The following is a 16,024-nucleotide window of genomic DNA, read 5'->3' on the forward strand; positions in this document are numbered from 1 at the left end:
AGCCTGCGGATGGCGCAGGAAAGACAACGACGGAAGGGCTGCCATGACCGCGATCGCCGGTACACCGGTGGTGAACTCCTGGAACGAGTGGGACCACCTGAAAGAGGTGGTCGTCGGTTCGGCGGACGGCGCGTGCTTCGAGCCGACCGAGCCGGGCAACAGGCCCCAGGTCAGGGGCCGCGAGGGAGCCCCGTTCCCCACCGGAGGCAAGTCCGCGGAGGCGGTGGCGCAGGCGAATGCGGAACTCGACGGGCTGGCCCGGCTGCTGGAGTCCCGTGGGGTGAGCGTGCGGCGCCCCGGCCGGCACGACTTCGGCAGGGCCCTGCGCACCCCTCACTTCGAGGTCGCCAACCAGTACTGCGCGGTGTGCCCCCGGGACGTCATGATCACGGTCGGCAACGAGATCGTCGAGGCGACGATGTCGCGCCGCGCGCGGTACTTCGAGTACGAGCCCTACCGGCACCTGGTGTACGAGTACTGGGAGGCGGACCCCAGGGTCGGATGGACGGTGGCGCCCAAGCCGACGATGTCCGATGCCATGTACCGGCAGGACTTCTGGGAGTGGCCGGTCGATGAGCGCCACCGGCGGATGCACAGCTCGGAGTTCTGCATCACGCAGGCCGAAGTCGTCTTCGACGCCGCTGACATGAGCCGGTTCGGCCGGGACATCATCGTCCAGGAGTCGATGACGACCAACCGCGCGGGCATCCGCTGGCTGAAGCGGGTCCTGGAGCCCAAGGGCTTCCGTGTCCACCCCGTGCACTTCCCGCTGGACTACTTCCCCTCCCACATCGACTGCACCTTCGTGCCGCTGCGCCCCGGCCTGGTCCTCACCAACCCCGACCGGCCGATCCGGCAGGACGAGCTGTCGCTGTTCACGGACAACGGCTGGGAGCTGATCCAGGCGCCGGAGCCGGTGCTGACGAACGACGAGATGCCCCTGTACTGCCAGTCCTCGAAGTGGCTGTCGATGAACGTGCTCAGCCTCTCCCCGACCACGGTGATCTGCGAGGAGCAGGAGAAGCCGCTCCAGGACCTGCTGGCCGATCAGGGGCTGGAGGTGCTCACCGTGCCGTTTCGCAACGTCTTCGAGTACGGCGGCTCCCTGCACTGCTCGACCTGGGACATCCGCCGGGACGGCACCAGGGAGGACTACTTCCCCTCCGCCGTGTACGAACCGCTGGTCTGAAGAGGCGCTTCGTAGCGGGACCCCGGGCCTCGTCGGCCTGGTGCCGGAGGGCGGGGCGGTAGTGGCGGTAGTGGCGGTAGCGGATGCGGCGGAGGGTGCGGTCGAGGTGCGCGTTGTCGGCGAAGGCGGCAGCCGCCGCACCACTGCCCGTGCGCTGCGCGCGGCATCTTCAGCCGGCTCCTTGGCGGCGAGGGCCTGCAACTCGCCGCCAGGCGCGCCACCGGCGCTGCACCGGCCGCTCGCTCACCCGCAGATCCTTTCGCGATCACCGCGGTCTTCCTCACCGCGGGCGAAGCGATCGTTAGGCCTCATACCGGATCCGTTGCCTGAACTGCCGCCGCTGCGCCATCGGTCCGCCACCTTGCGCGCAGCGCCTGTCACCGGCCTCCTGCAGGGATCAGCCGCCGTCATGACCCGACATCGAGCCGAGGATTTCAGTAATGCCGAACCACTCTGCTGAGGCCACCCGCTCCTTGGGGAGGGCCCCGGGCACCGTCCACGAACTGGTCGAGCGGCACGCCCGCGGTGACCGGGCGGACTCTGTCGCCCTGGTCTGCGGCGCCCGCCGGGTGAGCTATCGAGCCCTCGATGCGATGGCGGCCCGGGCAGCCGCCGCGCTGCGCCACACGGGAGTCGGCCAGGGCGACTTCGTCGGCATCCGCATGGCGCGCACCCCAGAGGCCGTGGCGGCGATGCTCGGGGTGATGCGGACCGGCGCGGCCTATGTGCCGATCGACCTGGCCGACCCGGCCGAGCGCGTCCAGCACGTGATCAGCACGGCGGGTATCGACGTGGTCGTGACGGACGGGCCCCCCGAACCGCCCGTCACGACCGCCCGGCTGCTCGGGCTCACGGAGGGCTGCCACCTGGTGCCGTCCGGCGAGCCCGGGCAGCCGCTCCAGCAGATCGCCGCCGGCCCGGGGGCGGCCGGCGATCCGGCCGCGGCGGCCTACGCGATCTTCACGTCTGGGTCCACCGGCGCTCCCAAGGGCGCGGTGATGACCCATGCGGCCCTGATGAACCTGCTGACCTGGCACGACCGGGCCCGGCCTGGCAGCTGCCGGCTGCGCACCGCCCAGATCTGTGCGGTGAGCTTCGACTTCTCCTTCCACGAGATCTTCTCCACCCTCGGCTTCGGCGGCACCCTCGTGCTCGCCGACGATGAGGTCCGCCGCAACCCGTTCGCGCTGGCGGCCTTCCTCCGGGAGGAGCGGATCGAGCGGGTCTTCTTGCCGGTCACCCTCATGGAGCAGCTGGCGCGGGCGGTCGAGCAGGAGCCCTCGGCCGACCTGGCGCTGCGCGAGGTCATCACCACGGGGGAGGCACTGCGGATCAGCCCGCCGGTCAGGGCCCTGTTCCGCCGTACCCGGGCGCTGCTGCACAACCACTACGGGGCGACTGAGTTCCAGGACGCCACGGCCTTCACGCTGGAGGGCGATCCGGCGCAGTGGCCGGCCCTCGCCCCGATCGGGCGTCCGATCGACGGGGTGCGGGTCCACATCGTTGACCAGCGGCTGCGGGAGGTGCCCGAGGGGACCGAGGGCGAGCTGTGTGTCGTGGGGGCCGGGGTGTCGCCGGGGTATCTGGGGCAAGCGGAGCTCACGGCAGAGCGGTTCGTGGCCAACCCCTTCGGCAGCGGCCGGATGTACCGCACCGGGGATCTCGCCCGCCGCCGCTCCGATGGGACGTTGGAGCTGATCGGCCGCATCGACACCCAGGTGAAGGCACACGGCGTACGGATCGAGGCCGGCGAGATCGAGGCGCTGCTCCTTGGCCATCCCGCGGTCAGGGACGCCGCCGTGGTCGCCCACGGCATCGACGGGCAGCAGCGCCTGGTCGCCCATGTGGTGCCCGGTGCGGGGCTGGATGAGGCCGGTGCCGGGCGGGTGCTCCACGGCTTCCTCGCCCGGCGGCTCCCGCCGCTGATGCTGCCGGAGGCCTACCGCCTGCTCCCCGCCCTGCCGCTGACGCCGAGCGGCAAGACAGACCGCGGGAGGCTGCGCCCCCCGGACACCTTCGAGCGGCTGGCGCCCACCGCGGTGGTGGCCCCGGTGGGTGCCACCGAGCAGCTGCTGGTGGAGGTCTGGCAGGCGGCGCTGCGGGTGGAGGAACTGTCCGTCGAGGACCGCTTCTTCGACCTCGGCGGTACCTCGCTGCTGCTGGTGAAGGTCCGTCAGGAGCTCACCGCACGCCTGGGCCGGGACGTTTCGATGGTCGACCTGCTGCGCTGCCCGACCATCAGGGACTTCGCCGCGCATCTGGAGCGCTCCGCGCCACCACCGGGCGAGCACGGCGGTGCGGGGGCGTCCACGGGCCGGTGGGGGGCCGATCGCCGAGGGCGGGCCGCCCCCCGGCGCAGCGGCGGCGGGGACGTCGCGATCGTCGGGATGGCCGGGAGATTTCCCGGGGCGCCCGATGTCGAGACGTTCTGGCGGAATCTCGTCGCGGGTGTGGAGTCCGTGGAGCCCTTGCCGGGCGGCGCGCGGGGACAGCGGGACCAGGACCTGGCCGCGCACCCCGACTTCGTGACGGCGGGCGCCGTGCTGCCGGCCGTCGACCGGTTCGATGCCGCGTTCTTCGGCCTCAGCCCCAAGGAGGCCGACCTGCTCGACCCCCAGCAGCGGCTCCTGCTGGAGTGCGCGTGGGAGGCGCTGGAGAACGCCGGATACGCCCCCGGCGGCGCCGGAGCCTCGGACGTGGCGGTCTTCGCGGGGGCGGGCATGAGCACGTACCTGCTCAACAATCTGGCACCGCACTTCGGCTACGGACACCGCAAAGCGCTGACCGAGTCCGATCTGGAGCAGTTCCAGCTCAAGCTCGGCAACGACGGGAACTACCTGGCCACCCGGGTGTCCCACGCGCTGAACCTGCGCGGGCCCAGCATCACGGTCCAGACGGCGTGCTCCACGGCGCTGGTCGCCGTTCATCTGGCGTGCCGGAGCCTGCTGGAGGGCGAGGCCGGTATGGCGCTGGCGGGCGGTGTGCACATCGTGGTGCCCCAGGACGCCGGCTACCTCCACGAGGAAGGCATGATCCTCTCCGGTGACGGGCACACCCGTTCCTTCGATGCGGACGCCTCCGGCACCCTCTTCGGCAACGGCTGCGGTGTCGTGGCCCTCAAGCGGGTGGAGGATGCGGTCGGGGACGGCGACCGCATCATCGCCGTGATCAAGGGCTCGGCGGTCAACAACGACGGCGAGGCGAAGGTCAGCTTCACCGCACCCAGCGCCGACCGGCAGGCCGATGTCGTCCGGGCCGCGCTGGAGGCCGCCGACGTCGACCCGGCAGACGTGGGCTACGTCGAGGCCCACGGGTCGGGCACGGCACTGGGCGATCCCATCGAAGTGGCGGCGCTGCACGAGGCGTTCAGCACCGCGTCCACCGCACGGAGCCGTCCGGGGCCCGGCCATTGCGCTCTCGGCTCCGTGAAATCCGGCATCGGGCACCTGGACGAGGCCGCGGGCATCGCCGGGCTGATCAAGGCGGCGCTCTGCGTCCAGCGCGGGACGCTGGTGCCGAGCCTGCACTTCCGCGCGCCCAACGAGGAGATCGACTTCGCGGGCTCTCCGTTTCGGGTGAACACCAAGACGGTGCCATGGGAGTGCGCCGGCCCCAGGACGGCCGGCGTCACCTCGCTCGGGGTGGGCGGGACGAACTGCCATCTGATCCTGCAGGAGCCGCCGCACCCGCTCGGCGAGAGCCCGGCGGACCACCGGTTCGTGCTCCCCCTGAGCGCCCGCAGCGACGCCGCCCTCGGCGAGCTGGCCGACCGCTACCTCGACCTCCTCGCCGCGCCGTCCCGGCCCGGCTTCGGCGACATCTGCTTCACCGCCGCGACCGGGCGCCGCCACTTCGCGCACCGCCTCGCCGTGGTCGCGGGCTCGGCGCAGGAGGCGCGCGAGCAGCTCCTGGCAAGCGTTGCCGCCGCCCCGCCGCAGCCGTCGTCCGCCCCGCGGCCGAAGAGCGTGGCGTTCCTCTTCCCCGGGCAGGGACCGCAGTACGCGGGCATGGGACGCGACCTGTATGACCGGGTGCCGGTCTTCCGCGCCGTTCTGGACCGGTGCGACGAGCTGCTGCGCGGCCGGCTCGAACGGCCGCTGCTGTCCGTGCTGTTCCCCGCGTCACCCGAGGCGCCTGAGGCGTCCCCGATCAGTGAGACGCGCTACGCCCAGCCGGCGCTGTTCGCCGTCGAATACGCCCTCGCCGAGACCTGGCGGTCGTGGGGGGTCGAGCCCGCAGTTGTGCTGGGGCACAGCCACGGGGAGTACGCCGCCGCCTGCGTCGCTGGCGTGCTGTCCCTGGAGGACGCCCTGCGGCTGGTCCACGCCCGCGGAGAGCTGATGCAGCAGCGCACCCAGGCGGGGACGATGGTCGCGGTGATGGCCGACGAAGCCACCGTCGCGGAGCTGCTGAGCGGGGACACCGCGATCGCGGCGGTCAACGGCCCGTCCTCGACGGTCATCTCCGGCCGGACCAGCGACCTGCGGCGGATCTGCGACGAGCTGACCGGCCGGGGCATCCGGCACCGGGTGCTGGACATCTCGATCGCCTCGCACTCCCCCCTGATGGCTCCGATGGTGGCGGACTTCGAGGCGATCGCGCGCTCGGTCCGCTACCACCCCCCGCGCATCCCCATCGTGTCGACGGTGACGGGTGCCCTCATCGGTGCGGAGATCGCGGACTGGCGCTACTGGACCGGCCAGATCACGCGGACGGTACGGTTCCACGACGCCGCCACGGCGCTCGAGGCCCTGAGCCCCGGCGCCCTGCTGGAGATCTCACCGAAACCGACGCTGCTGCAGCTCCTGGAGGAGCGCGAGGAAGGTGAGGAGGATGAGGAGGGCGTGGGCGGCCCGGTGCTGGTGCCCAGCCTGCGCCCGGAGCGGCCCCGCGAGCAGTTGCTGGAGGCGGCCCGCGCCCTCTACCTGGCCGGCGCCCGGCTCGACTGGTCGGCGTTCTTCGGCGGCGGCCACCGCCGCGTCGCACTGCCCACCTACCCGTGGCAGCGCCAACGCCACTGGATCGAGGCGCCGCCGGCCGCCGTCCCGGCCGGTCCGCCCGCGCTCCACCCGCTGCTGGGCAGCCGGCTCGAGCTCGCACGGAGCAAGAGCATCCGGTTCGACTCCACGGTGGGCGTGCCCACCCTCCCCTGGCTGCGTGACCACCGGGTGTTCCAGGCCGTCGTGATGCCCGGAGTCGCCTACCAGGAACTCGCCTTCAGCGCGGCACGGGAGGTGTACGGGGCGGTGCCGGCCGCGCTGCGCGACTTCTCCATCCACCGGGCGATGGCCTTCGAGGACGAACGGAGTCTGCGCCAGATGCAGGTCGTGCTCACCGCGGACGGCGGGGGGCAGCTTTTCGAGGTGTACTCCCGGCCGCTGCGAGAAGACGACGGGGCCGGCGCGGCCAGGGGCGAGGCACCGGCGGTGCCTGCTGCCTGGACCCTGCACGCCTCGGGACACCTGGCGCCGGCCGACGAGCCGGTGCGCTGCCCGCTCGCCCCTGCAGCGCTGCCGGCGCTGCGCGAGGCGTTCGCCGGTGCCGCGCTGCAGCCGGAGGAGATCTACCGAAGGGAACGGGAACGCGAGATCGACCTCGGACCGCTCTTCCACGTCACGCAACAGCTGTGGCAGGACGGGGAGACGGTCCTCTCACGGATCGCCCTGGGGCCCGCGCTGGGCGCCGAGGCCGCCCGGCACCGCGTGCACCCGGTCCTGCTGGAAGCCTGCTACCTCGCGCTCACCGTCATGTACCCGGAAAAGCTCGGGCGCAGGACGTACGTGCCGCTGGGCGCCGACGTGATCCAGATCGAGCGGCCCGCGGCGACGCAGGCGTGGTGCCACGCACGGTTGCGTCCCGCGCGGGGAAAGGATCCGCAGACGCTCCGTGCCGATGTGGACCTGTTCGCCCCGGACGGCGGTCTGATCCTGGCCATGACCGGGGTCGTGCTCAAACGCGCGGAGCGTGCGGCGATGCTCCCGGCCCGGCCGCAGGGCCGCACGGAGTGGCTCTACGACACACAGTGGGCGGCGATCCGCCCGCCGGCCGGGCCGGCGGGCGGCGGCCGGTGGCTGCTGCTCGCCGAGGACGCGGCCGCCCTTGAACTGGCCCGCCAGGTCGCGGAGTCGGCCCGCTCGCACGGAGTGACCTGCGAGGTGCGTGGCGCCGACGACGCGCCGGGCGGCACGGTGGCCGGCGGATCCCGCCCCGACGCCGGATACGAGGTGGTGGCGGTGATCCCGGCGAGCGGAGACGGAGACGGGGGCGGGGACGGGGACGGGGATGCCGGCCATGGCGCGGTGGCCCTGGGACAGCGGCTGCTGCGCCTGGTCCAGCACTTCGGCGCGATGGAGCGCGGCGGGCCCCGCCTCTGCCTGGTGACACGCGGTGCGCAGGCCGTCGCGGGCCGGGCCGTGACCAGCCCGGCGCAGGCCGCGCTGTGCGGGCTGGGCAGGGTGGCGGCTGCCGAGCATCCGGAGCTGCGCTTGACCCAGGTCGACCTCGACCCCGAGGCGGAACCCGGCGGGCAGGCGAGCGTGCTGCACGCCGAACTGGCCGCGCTGGCCGCGGCGCAAGAGGCGGCCGACGACCACCGGATCGGCTACCGGGGCACCCGGCGCTACACGGCACGGCTGCGCCGCGCCGCCCCGCCGACCGCGCCGGGCGCGCCGGCGGCCGCCGTGCGCCAGGACGCCACGTACCTGATCACCGGTGGCCTGGGCGGACTCGGGCTGGAGACCGCACGGCTGCTCTGCGGCGCCGGCGCCCGGCATGTGGTGCTGATGGGCCGGACGCCGCCGGACGCGGACGCCACGGAGGCGATCGCGACACTGCGGTCCCAGGGGGTGACGCTGGAAGCACTCGCCGTCGACGTGGCCGACGCCGGCCAGCTTGCCCAGGCCGTGGGCAGGATCGGCGACGATCCCCGCTTCCCGCCGCTGGCCGGGGTCCTGCACCTGGCCGGGGTGCTGGACGACGGGGTCCTGCTGCTGCAGTCGCCGGAGCGCTTCGCGCGGGTGATGGCGCCCAAGACGCGCGGCGCCTGGAACCTGCACACCGTGACGGCGGGGTGCCCGCTGGACTTCTTCGTGCTGTTCTCCTCGGTCTCGTCCCTGTTCGGGACCCCTGGCCAGGCGAACTATGCGGCCGCCAACGCGTTCCTCGACGGCCTTGCCGCGTTCCGGCAGGCGCAGGGACTGCCTGCCCTCGCCATCCAGTGGGGCTCGTGGGCCGAGTCGGGCATGAGCGCGCGGGCGGGCATGGAAGCCGCACTGGAGCGCCGGGGCGAGGGGGTGATCCCCAAGCGGGACGGCCTGGCCCTGCTGGCCGGGCTCCTCACCGCCCGCCGCCACCCCGGCGGCACGATCGCCGTCCTGCCGGCCGACTGGGAGCGCTTCGCGGACCGCAACGCGCCCGCCACCCGCGGCTTCCTCGCGGATCTGCCGGGCGGCAGGCACCGCGGTGAGCAGGCCCTTGGGGCATCGGTGCGTGCCGTGTTCGACGCGGCTGCGGCGCCCCGGCGCCGCGAACTGGTGCGGGAGTGCGTCCGGGAACAGGCGGCGAGCGTGCTGGGCACCGGCGGCCCGGGGCTGCCGGACGACGGGGACTTCTTCGCCGGAGGGCTGGACTCGCTCACCGCCATCCAGCTGCGGCGGAACCTGCAGCGGACCCTGGAGTGCGCGCTGCGGCAGACGGCGGTGTTCGAGCACCCGACCGTCGCGTCGCTGACCGACCACCTGCTGGACGTGCTCGGCGGCGACCAGGCCGCCGCGGTCACCGGGAACACCCCCACCCCGGTCCGCGGCGGATCGTCGCACGCACGAGGAGACCGGTGAGCGGCCGGACGACCCGGCTGGTGTGCCTGCACCACGCCGGCGGCAGCCCCGCCGTGTTCGGGTCCTGGGCGCAGCAGGCCCCGGAGGGCGTCGAGGTGCTCCCGCTCGCCCTGCCCGGCGGTGCGAACGCCGGCAGCCGGCGGCGCTACCACCGCACCGAACAGCTGATTCCGGCCCTCGTGACGGAACTGCAGGAGCACCTGGCCGACGACGACTACGTGCTGTTCGGACACAGCATGGGAGGTCTGCTGGCCTATCTCCTCACCCGGCACTTCGAAGAGCACGGCGGGCGAAGACCCCGGGCACTGGCGGTCGCCGCCTTGGGGGCGCCGCAGGTGCCCTGGCACGACTTCGCGGCGGAGCACGATGACGAGGCGCTGATCCGGTGGCTGCACGGTATCGGGGGAATCCCGTCGTGGCTGCTGGACCACCCCGCCTGGCTGGTCCCTTTCCTGGGACGGGTGCGTGACGATGTCGCGGTGTGCCGCTCGTACCGCCATGTCCCGCAGGAAAGACGGCTCGCCGTGCCCATTCATGTGTATGGCGGCGCGGAGGATCCCCTGGTCTCCGCTCAAATACTCGAACGCTGGACAGAAATCGGGGAACGGGTGGAGATCACGTCCCTTCCGGGTAGGCATTTCCTGGTTTCCGAGGATTCCGGTCAACTGAGCCGGGCGGTTTTCGACCTCGCCCTCGGCGGCCGCCCTTTGGCTTGATGCCGACCCTCACCACGCTGCCGCGATAGGGAAGCTGATCTTTTTCTGGCAGCCTTGCCTGCGACGGTGCACCCGTCAGACAAGCAATCGAACTGGGGGTAACTGTGAACTTCAAAAGGGTTCTTGGGATTGTTCTTCTGGCGGCCGGAGCCGTCCTGACAATTTTCTTCTGGGACCTCAAGTACGAATGGTTCCAGGGCGGACCGTTCGGTTCCCTGCTGCTGATCCTCGGCGCAATTGACCTGGCCGAGTCCTTCCGGTCCAAGAAGTCCAAGGGAATCGTGGGCGAGCTGCGCGACGACCTCGGCTTCCCCCCGCGGCACCGGGACGATGACCGAGGGCACTGAGACGTTCGGCCCGGCCGGCGCGGCGGGCCGCAACGCAGCCAGCAGCGACCAGCAGGGGCCAGCAGGGGCCAGCAGGGAAAGGAAGCGGACCATTGAGCCGGTTCAACGCGAGCGACGGTGAAACCGCGCCCCGGCGGCCTGCCCGTCCTCTGCACCGCTACGCCCCGCGCGACGCACCTGCCGTTCTGGCTCCCCTGGCCATCGCCGGAGCAGCCGCGCTCCGCGGTGGCGGCCAACCCCACCGACACCGCCCAGCGATTCACCCGTCCGGCCGCACTCACCGCGCTCTGGGGGGTGCCGGACTGCTGGGCACGTGCCGCGGCCGGGAGGCGGGATCCCCCTCGCCATCGCTCCCCGTGCCCGCCGGGCGCGGCGGACAGCCCGATCACTGCCGACGTACGGGCCCAGATCGCGGGCGTGCCCGATGCCCGCCGCCGGCCGCTCCGCGCACGGGCAGGAGCCGCAGCGTCACGGCCGAGACGGATGTGACGGCGCCGGCGCGGGAGGCGCTCGGCGGGCTCGAAACGGCGGCCGTCCGGCGCCGCGACCCCCGTGTGCCGAGCAGCGGTGACCGGCCCCGCGGGCACCGCGCAGACACCCGGCAACCGGCCATGCACGGCGAGCGGCACCGTACACGCTCTCCTCCCCCCTGCCCTCTCCACCGATCCCGCACAGCGGAAGGCACGCACTCCGTGGACGTTCTCCGCCAGATTCTGCCCCTCGCCCTGCTCGACACGCTGAGCGTCTCCACACTGGCGATCCCGGTCTGGTTCCTGCTGACCCCCCGCGGACTGCGGATCGCCAACGTCTTCTGCTACCTCCTGCTCGTCGGCGCCGGATACCTGCTGCTCGGTGTCCTGCTGATGGGCGTGCTCTCGGCGGTACGCGACCCGATGCGCTCGGCCCTGGACTCCCCGGCCGGCGACGTGGTGACAGCGGTCGCCGGGGCCGCGTTCCTCCTGCTGGCTGCCTGGTACGGCTTCCTGCGGCGTCCCGCGTCCGGCGAGGGCCGCCTGATCCGATGGCGGGCATCCGCAGTCGGCGAGTCCGCGACACTGCGGGGGGTGGCGGCCGTCTCGCTGATCGCCGTTGTCCTGGAAACCGCCACGATGTTCCCCTACCTCTCCGCCATCGACACCCTCGGCCGCGAGGAGCGCCCCCTGGGCCCGCGCATCGGCCTGCTTGCGCTGTACTGCCTGGTGATGATCGCTCCCGCGCTGCTCGCGACGCTGCTCCGCGTGATCGCCAAGCACGCCGTGCAGCCGGTCCTGCGGCGCCTGGACCGCTGGCTCCGGGACAACGCGCAGGAGAACACCGCGTGGCTGTTCGCCATCGCCGGCTTCATGCTGCTCTCCAACTCGGATCTGTTCCAACGGCTGCTGGCGCAGCTGAGCGACCAGTGACCGGGGCAGACCGTCTGACCTGCGCCGCACCCCCGCGCCGCCAGTACCGTCCCTGCACACCGATCCCCCCCCGCCCTCACGAAAGCGGTCAGCGCCGCCGGGCCGCACTCTTCACCTCTCTGAACCGCAGCAACCCGGCCGCCGCGCTGATCGCCACCTGCTCGCTGCCCTGGCCTCCCAGCCTGACCCCGTCAGGGACCTCGGCGGGGGGGGCCAGAGCAACGGCCCAGAGCAACGACCCAGGGCAACGCCCCAGGGTGCGCCAGGACTTCGACCAGGGCATCTCGTGCCGGCCCGATAGATCCGCCCTCTTCACCTGCGGGTCGCCGATGTACAGGCAAAACACGGCGCGGGAGACCACGGAACAACGCCCGGGAACCACCGTCACGATGACCGGACCGGATACCGGAACCGCCGCCAGCACCACCGGCTCCGGCTCCGGCTGGTGCGGGACAGGCCCTGCCCATGCGGGGGCCTTCCCCCTGAACGCCTGCGCCGGCCAGAGCGCAACACGGCGACGGGAAGGGAGCGGCAGGGAGCGGCGCTGAAGCGGCCCGCCTGCCCGCCTGCCCGCCTGCCCGCCTGCCCGCCGGATACCTACTCCCCCACCCCCACCACGCACCACGCACCGCGTGGAGCGGAGGTTCGGCGCGCACAGCCGCCCGATGGCCCAACTGCTGCCAGCCGACCGCCCCGGGGCGGAAGCCCTGCCGCGGGATTCCTGCCGCGCACACGGCACGCACCGCGCAGCACTGGCGGGTGGGCCCGGCACCCGAGCGGGGGCCGCGTGAAATGCCGTCCGCGTCCCCACCCCGCCCTCGAAGGAATACATCGAAAGATGTACCCGGCCTTATACCTGGGAATGAAATTTCCACCGCCGCGTCAAGGCCTCACCTACGCCCTTCCTTTCGCTTGTACAGTATTTCTGCGACTTCGGTGCTGTGTGAGCGGTGAGGTGACATGGGAGCAGGAATAGTAATGATTATCCTGGGCATCGGTTCAATTGTCACGGACGCCAAGGGGGAAGACTATTTCTTTCTCGAATGGGCGGCAAAGTGCCAGCCCTTAGCGGGCTCCCTGCTGGCCGGTACGGGTTGTGTCTTAACAGCGATTCACTGGCGCAGGGAGTTCAAGAACAAATGACGAAAAAAATTGTCGCCCTTGGTGTCGCGATCATGGGAATGGCCGTCATGACCGCCTGCGGCCCGGCCGATGGCGAGTCCGGCTCATCGGACCGTGCAACGACCGGCACCTCCAGTGCCAATGAGCTGATCGGAGCCAGGAAGAAGATCTTCTTCAATGTCCTTGAGAACACCAAGAACAAACCCTCCGGGGTCAGCGACGAGGAACTCGTCAGTCAAGGCAACGCGATCTGCGCCGCCGACGGCAACGGCGGTGTGGGCGGCGCCATCGGCAGCGCCGTCAACATCACCCGGGAGACCAAGAAGAAGCTCGACATCTCATACAAGGACGCAGTCGCCGTGGTCGGCGCGGCCCGCGCGGCCTGCAAGGCGCAGCCCTGACCCCAGCCGCGCGCCTGCACGAGGCGGGCTGCCCCACTGGTTCGCGAACGCAGGAAGTGCCTCGGCCCGCAGGCACGAGGATCGTTGAGGTGCTGGTTCCCGTCACCGCCGGAGGCACTGTCCAGGTGAAGAAGGGCCTGGGCCTGGGCCTGGCCGCCCCCTCGCCACGGCGTGTTCACACCTCACGACGCGACCGCCGCACCGGCCTGTGCCGCGTGGCGGCCAGAGCCGCTCACCGAGGCCCCCGCAGAAGCCCCCCTGCTGGTGCAGCCGGTCATCTCCCCTCGCCCCCGGACCGCGCCCGGCGTGCCCACACCCCGCCGCGAAGCGCCCGACAGCCGTCGCCGCCCCCGCACCCGGACCCGCAAACCTCCACCAGAGCACCGCCCGCGGCGATCAGGGACAGCCCACCCGGGGCCACGCGGCACCGGCGATCCAGCAAGCGGCGGCGGGACGCCGCCCCTCACGCAGGCCGCCAGCCTCACGGCCGGCTCCTCCTGCTCCGCCGGAGCGAACCCAACGGCGGCCGGCCCGGTACCCCCCTCCTCCCCGTGGCGGGCGGCGCACCAACCCGCCCGCCGCCGCACGGAAATCAAGCCATTCCTCTGCAATCCCATGATCTCCTCATGGCTGGATGCACCGCCCGAAGCTATCGTGACCGCTGTCGCACAAGCAGCGCCTTTACCACACCTTTATCTACGTTCTCGAGGGCCAACGCCTGCAAGATGCCCCATACACGGTCGGCTCGACCGAACAACAGACAAGGGGAAACGGAAAATGCTGAACCGGTATTTCAGGATCTGCCCCCAGAGCGGCATAAGGAATGCCAGGAAACCCGGATCCCCCTCACCGGCGGAGGTCTCCGCGCCTGTGCACTCACGCACCACAGGACCTTCCCCGCTGACCGGCCATCTCCCGTGTCGCCACATATGAAGCGCGGACAGGGACGCAGCCCGGCACACCTGCGGCGCATGTGCGAGGCCCGTCTGGCAGCACTGATGCTCCCCGCATCACGCGATACGGCACACTTATGCGCACATCTGAGCGAGCGGCGAGGCCGCCCTCTCCATCTGATCCCCCTCGCCCTGGGGGCCGCACAGCCGTGCGGTCTCTGGGTAGCCTCGGTCACGGCCGACTTCGTCGTATTCGAAGCCAACACCACACGACCGCATCAAGATCACATCATTATGCATGAGCTGGCTCATATACTCTGCGACCATCGTGGCATATCGTCCCCGGACAGCGCGGCCGCACAGCTGCTATTTCCGGACCTGGACCCGAGAATGGTCCGCAACATGTTATACCGGGCAGGGTATTCGGATGCTCGAGAGCGCGAAGCCGAGATGATGGCGAGCCTCATCCTCACCACGCAGAATGACCCGGTCGCCGAGCCGTCGAATCCCGCGCTCAAAGCTCTCGGCGGGGCTCTGGGCATCACCCCGAAACGATGCTGGCCGTGACACTCAGCGACCTTCGAAGCTTCGGCATCGAACTGGAGACAGCCGGCGTCGCGTGCATGTGGCTGGCGGTGATCTTACGGGCACCGACCGCCGCGCGATCACGTGAGCAACGCCCCCTGTGGTTAGCGGTCATGGGCGCCGCCGTTGCCGTGACCTTCCACCTGGAATGGGTCAACGAGCTGGTGCACCAGGCCGTCACCCCCACACACCTGACCGCCCTGGCCCGAAACCTGTTCGGCGTCCTCGCCTCCGCCGCCGTGCTCGACTTTGTCCTCATGGCGGCCCGCGGCCGCCACACCTACTCGCTCTACGGCTTCGCCGGATCCGTGATCGCCACACTCACCTGGCTGGATACCACCGCAGACTCACACCTGCACCACACCATCCCCCCGGCCGGCCCGCCCTCACCGACCACCGCCTACTGGGCAGTCCTCGTGACCGTCAACCTCGGCACGAACGTCGTGTGCGCAGCCGCCTGCTGGCGGTACAGCCGCGCCAGCCACAACCCCTCCCTGCGCGCCGGATTACGGCTCTTCGGCCTCGGCGCGTTCTTCGCCGGTGCCTACTGGCTGCTCAGCGCCCTCTACATCGGGATCCGGCTCCCGTGGATCCCCTCGACCACCCCACTCCTGCTCGGGTGCTACGCCCTCGCCCGAGCGAGCGCGATCTGCGTCCCCCTCGCGACCGCAACCGCACTGACGCTCCGGCGCATACGGCTTCTGCGCAAACTCCAGCCCCTGTGGCGCGACCTCATCAACGCCGTACCCGAAATCCACCTGGCACAGCCCCACCAACACCGCCGCCTCGGCTACCTACGCTCCCCTGACCCCCTGGACCTACACCTCTACCGCACAGTGATCGAAATCCGCGACGCCATCCTCAGCCTCCGCAGCTACATCCCCCCAACCGTCCTGAACGACGTCCTGACACACCTGGCACACACCACCTCACCCCCCGCCGACACCGACCCCCACGTCACCGCCTGCTGGCTGCGCATCGCACGACACACCAAAGCAAAAGGCACACCCCCACTACACACAAACCCTGCTCCCCCCCTCCTCGGCGGCACAGACCTCCCCAGCGAAATCACCTTCCTCTGCCACGTCGCCAAAGCCGACACATCACCACACATACGCAAACTCGCCACCCACCTCAGCCACCAACACACACCAACCTGAACCCGCCCCACCACCCAGCCAGCCCCGGCAAACAAGCCGGAAAACCGATGCCCCGGACGGCACACGGCAACCACACAAAACCCCACCGACATGGGACAGTTCCCCCCACCCCGCCGGCACCGCCCATACCCGCACGGCACAAAGCAGCAGACAGCGACACCCACAACGACAGCCCCACCACAGGCAAGGCACGACCATGCCGCCCAACAGACGAAGGCACACCCCGACCCCACCTACGCGAACACGACAGACCGACAAGTAGCCCAACACCACCGCCTGCCACGCACAACTGGAGCTGTGGCCAGCCCCGACCACACCGATCACGCAGGACCGGATCGGGGCAGACAGCCTCAACCAACACACAGCAACCCAG

Annotated in this window: 7 protein-coding genes; all 7 read left to right on the forward strand. The window is 71.2% G+C overall.

Going from position 1 to position 16,024, the window contains the following annotated elements:
• Positions 1 to 43: 43 nt before the first annotated feature.
• Positions 44 to 1,189 carry a glycine amidinotransferase gene (locus AB0G47_RS35520; RefSeq protein WP_266874426.1) on the forward strand — a complete coding sequence of 382 codons (1,146 nt, stop codon included), beginning with the start codon at positions 44 to 46 and terminating at the stop codon, positions 1,187 to 1,189.
• Positions 1,190 to 1,629: 440 nt separating this feature from the next.
• Positions 1,630 to 9,024 (forward strand): type I polyketide synthase, encoded by a 7,395-nt coding sequence (locus AB0G47_RS35525; RefSeq protein ID WP_360778479.1) that lies wholly within the window; start codon positions 1,630 to 1,632, stop codon positions 9,022 to 9,024.
• Positions 9,021 to 9,740, forward strand: coding sequence for an alpha/beta fold hydrolase (locus tag AB0G47_RS35530; protein WP_360778482.1), 720 nt, complete (start codon positions 9,021 to 9,023; stop codon positions 9,738 to 9,740). Before AB0G47_RS35525 ends, AB0G47_RS35530 begins: the two co-directional genes overlap by 4 nt.
• Positions 9,741 to 9,844: 104 nt before the next feature.
• The gene (locus tag AB0G47_RS35535; RefSeq protein ID WP_266874423.1) at positions 9,845 to 10,087 is read left to right on the forward strand and encodes a hypothetical protein; all 243 of its coding nucleotides are present in this window, start codon (positions 9,845 to 9,847) and stop codon (positions 10,085 to 10,087) included.
• 692 nt (positions 10,088 to 10,779) lie between these two features.
• Positions 10,780 to 11,490 carry a GAP family protein gene (locus AB0G47_RS35540; RefSeq protein ID WP_360778487.1) on the forward strand — a complete coding sequence of 237 codons (711 nt, stop codon included), beginning with the start codon at positions 10,780 to 10,782 and terminating at the stop codon, positions 11,488 to 11,490.
• Between the two features lie 1,043 nt (positions 11,491 to 12,533).
• Entirely contained in the window at positions 12,534 to 13,013 is a 480-nt protein-coding gene (locus tag AB0G47_RS35545; protein WP_360778490.1) for a hypothetical protein, read from the forward strand.
• Positions 13,014 to 14,469: 1,456 nt separating this feature from the next.
• Positions 14,470 to 15,651, forward strand: a complete 1,182-nt coding sequence (locus AB0G47_RS35550; protein ID WP_360778493.1) for an MAB_1171c family putative transporter — start codon at positions 14,470 to 14,472, stop codon at positions 15,649 to 15,651.
• The last annotated feature ends 373 nt before the right edge of the window (positions 15,652 to 16,024 follow it).

This window comes from Streptomyces sp. NPDC021622, assembly GCF_040640795.1.
GTDB lineage: Bacteria > Actinomycetota > Actinomycetes > Streptomycetales > Streptomycetaceae > Streptomyces.

Coding starts and splice junctions, on each gene's coding strand:
- AB0G47_RS35545 (WP_360778490.1), top strand. CDS start 12,534: ATGGGCGGCAAAGTGCCAGCCCTTAGCGGGCTCCCTGCTGGCCGGTAC.
- AB0G47_RS35525 (WP_360778479.1), top strand. CDS start 1,630: ATGCCGAACCACTCTGCTGAGGCCACCCGCTCCTTGGGGAGGGCCCCG.
- AB0G47_RS35520 (WP_266874426.1), top strand. CDS start 44: ATGACCGCGATCGCCGGTACACCGGTGGTGAACTCCTGGAACGAGTGG.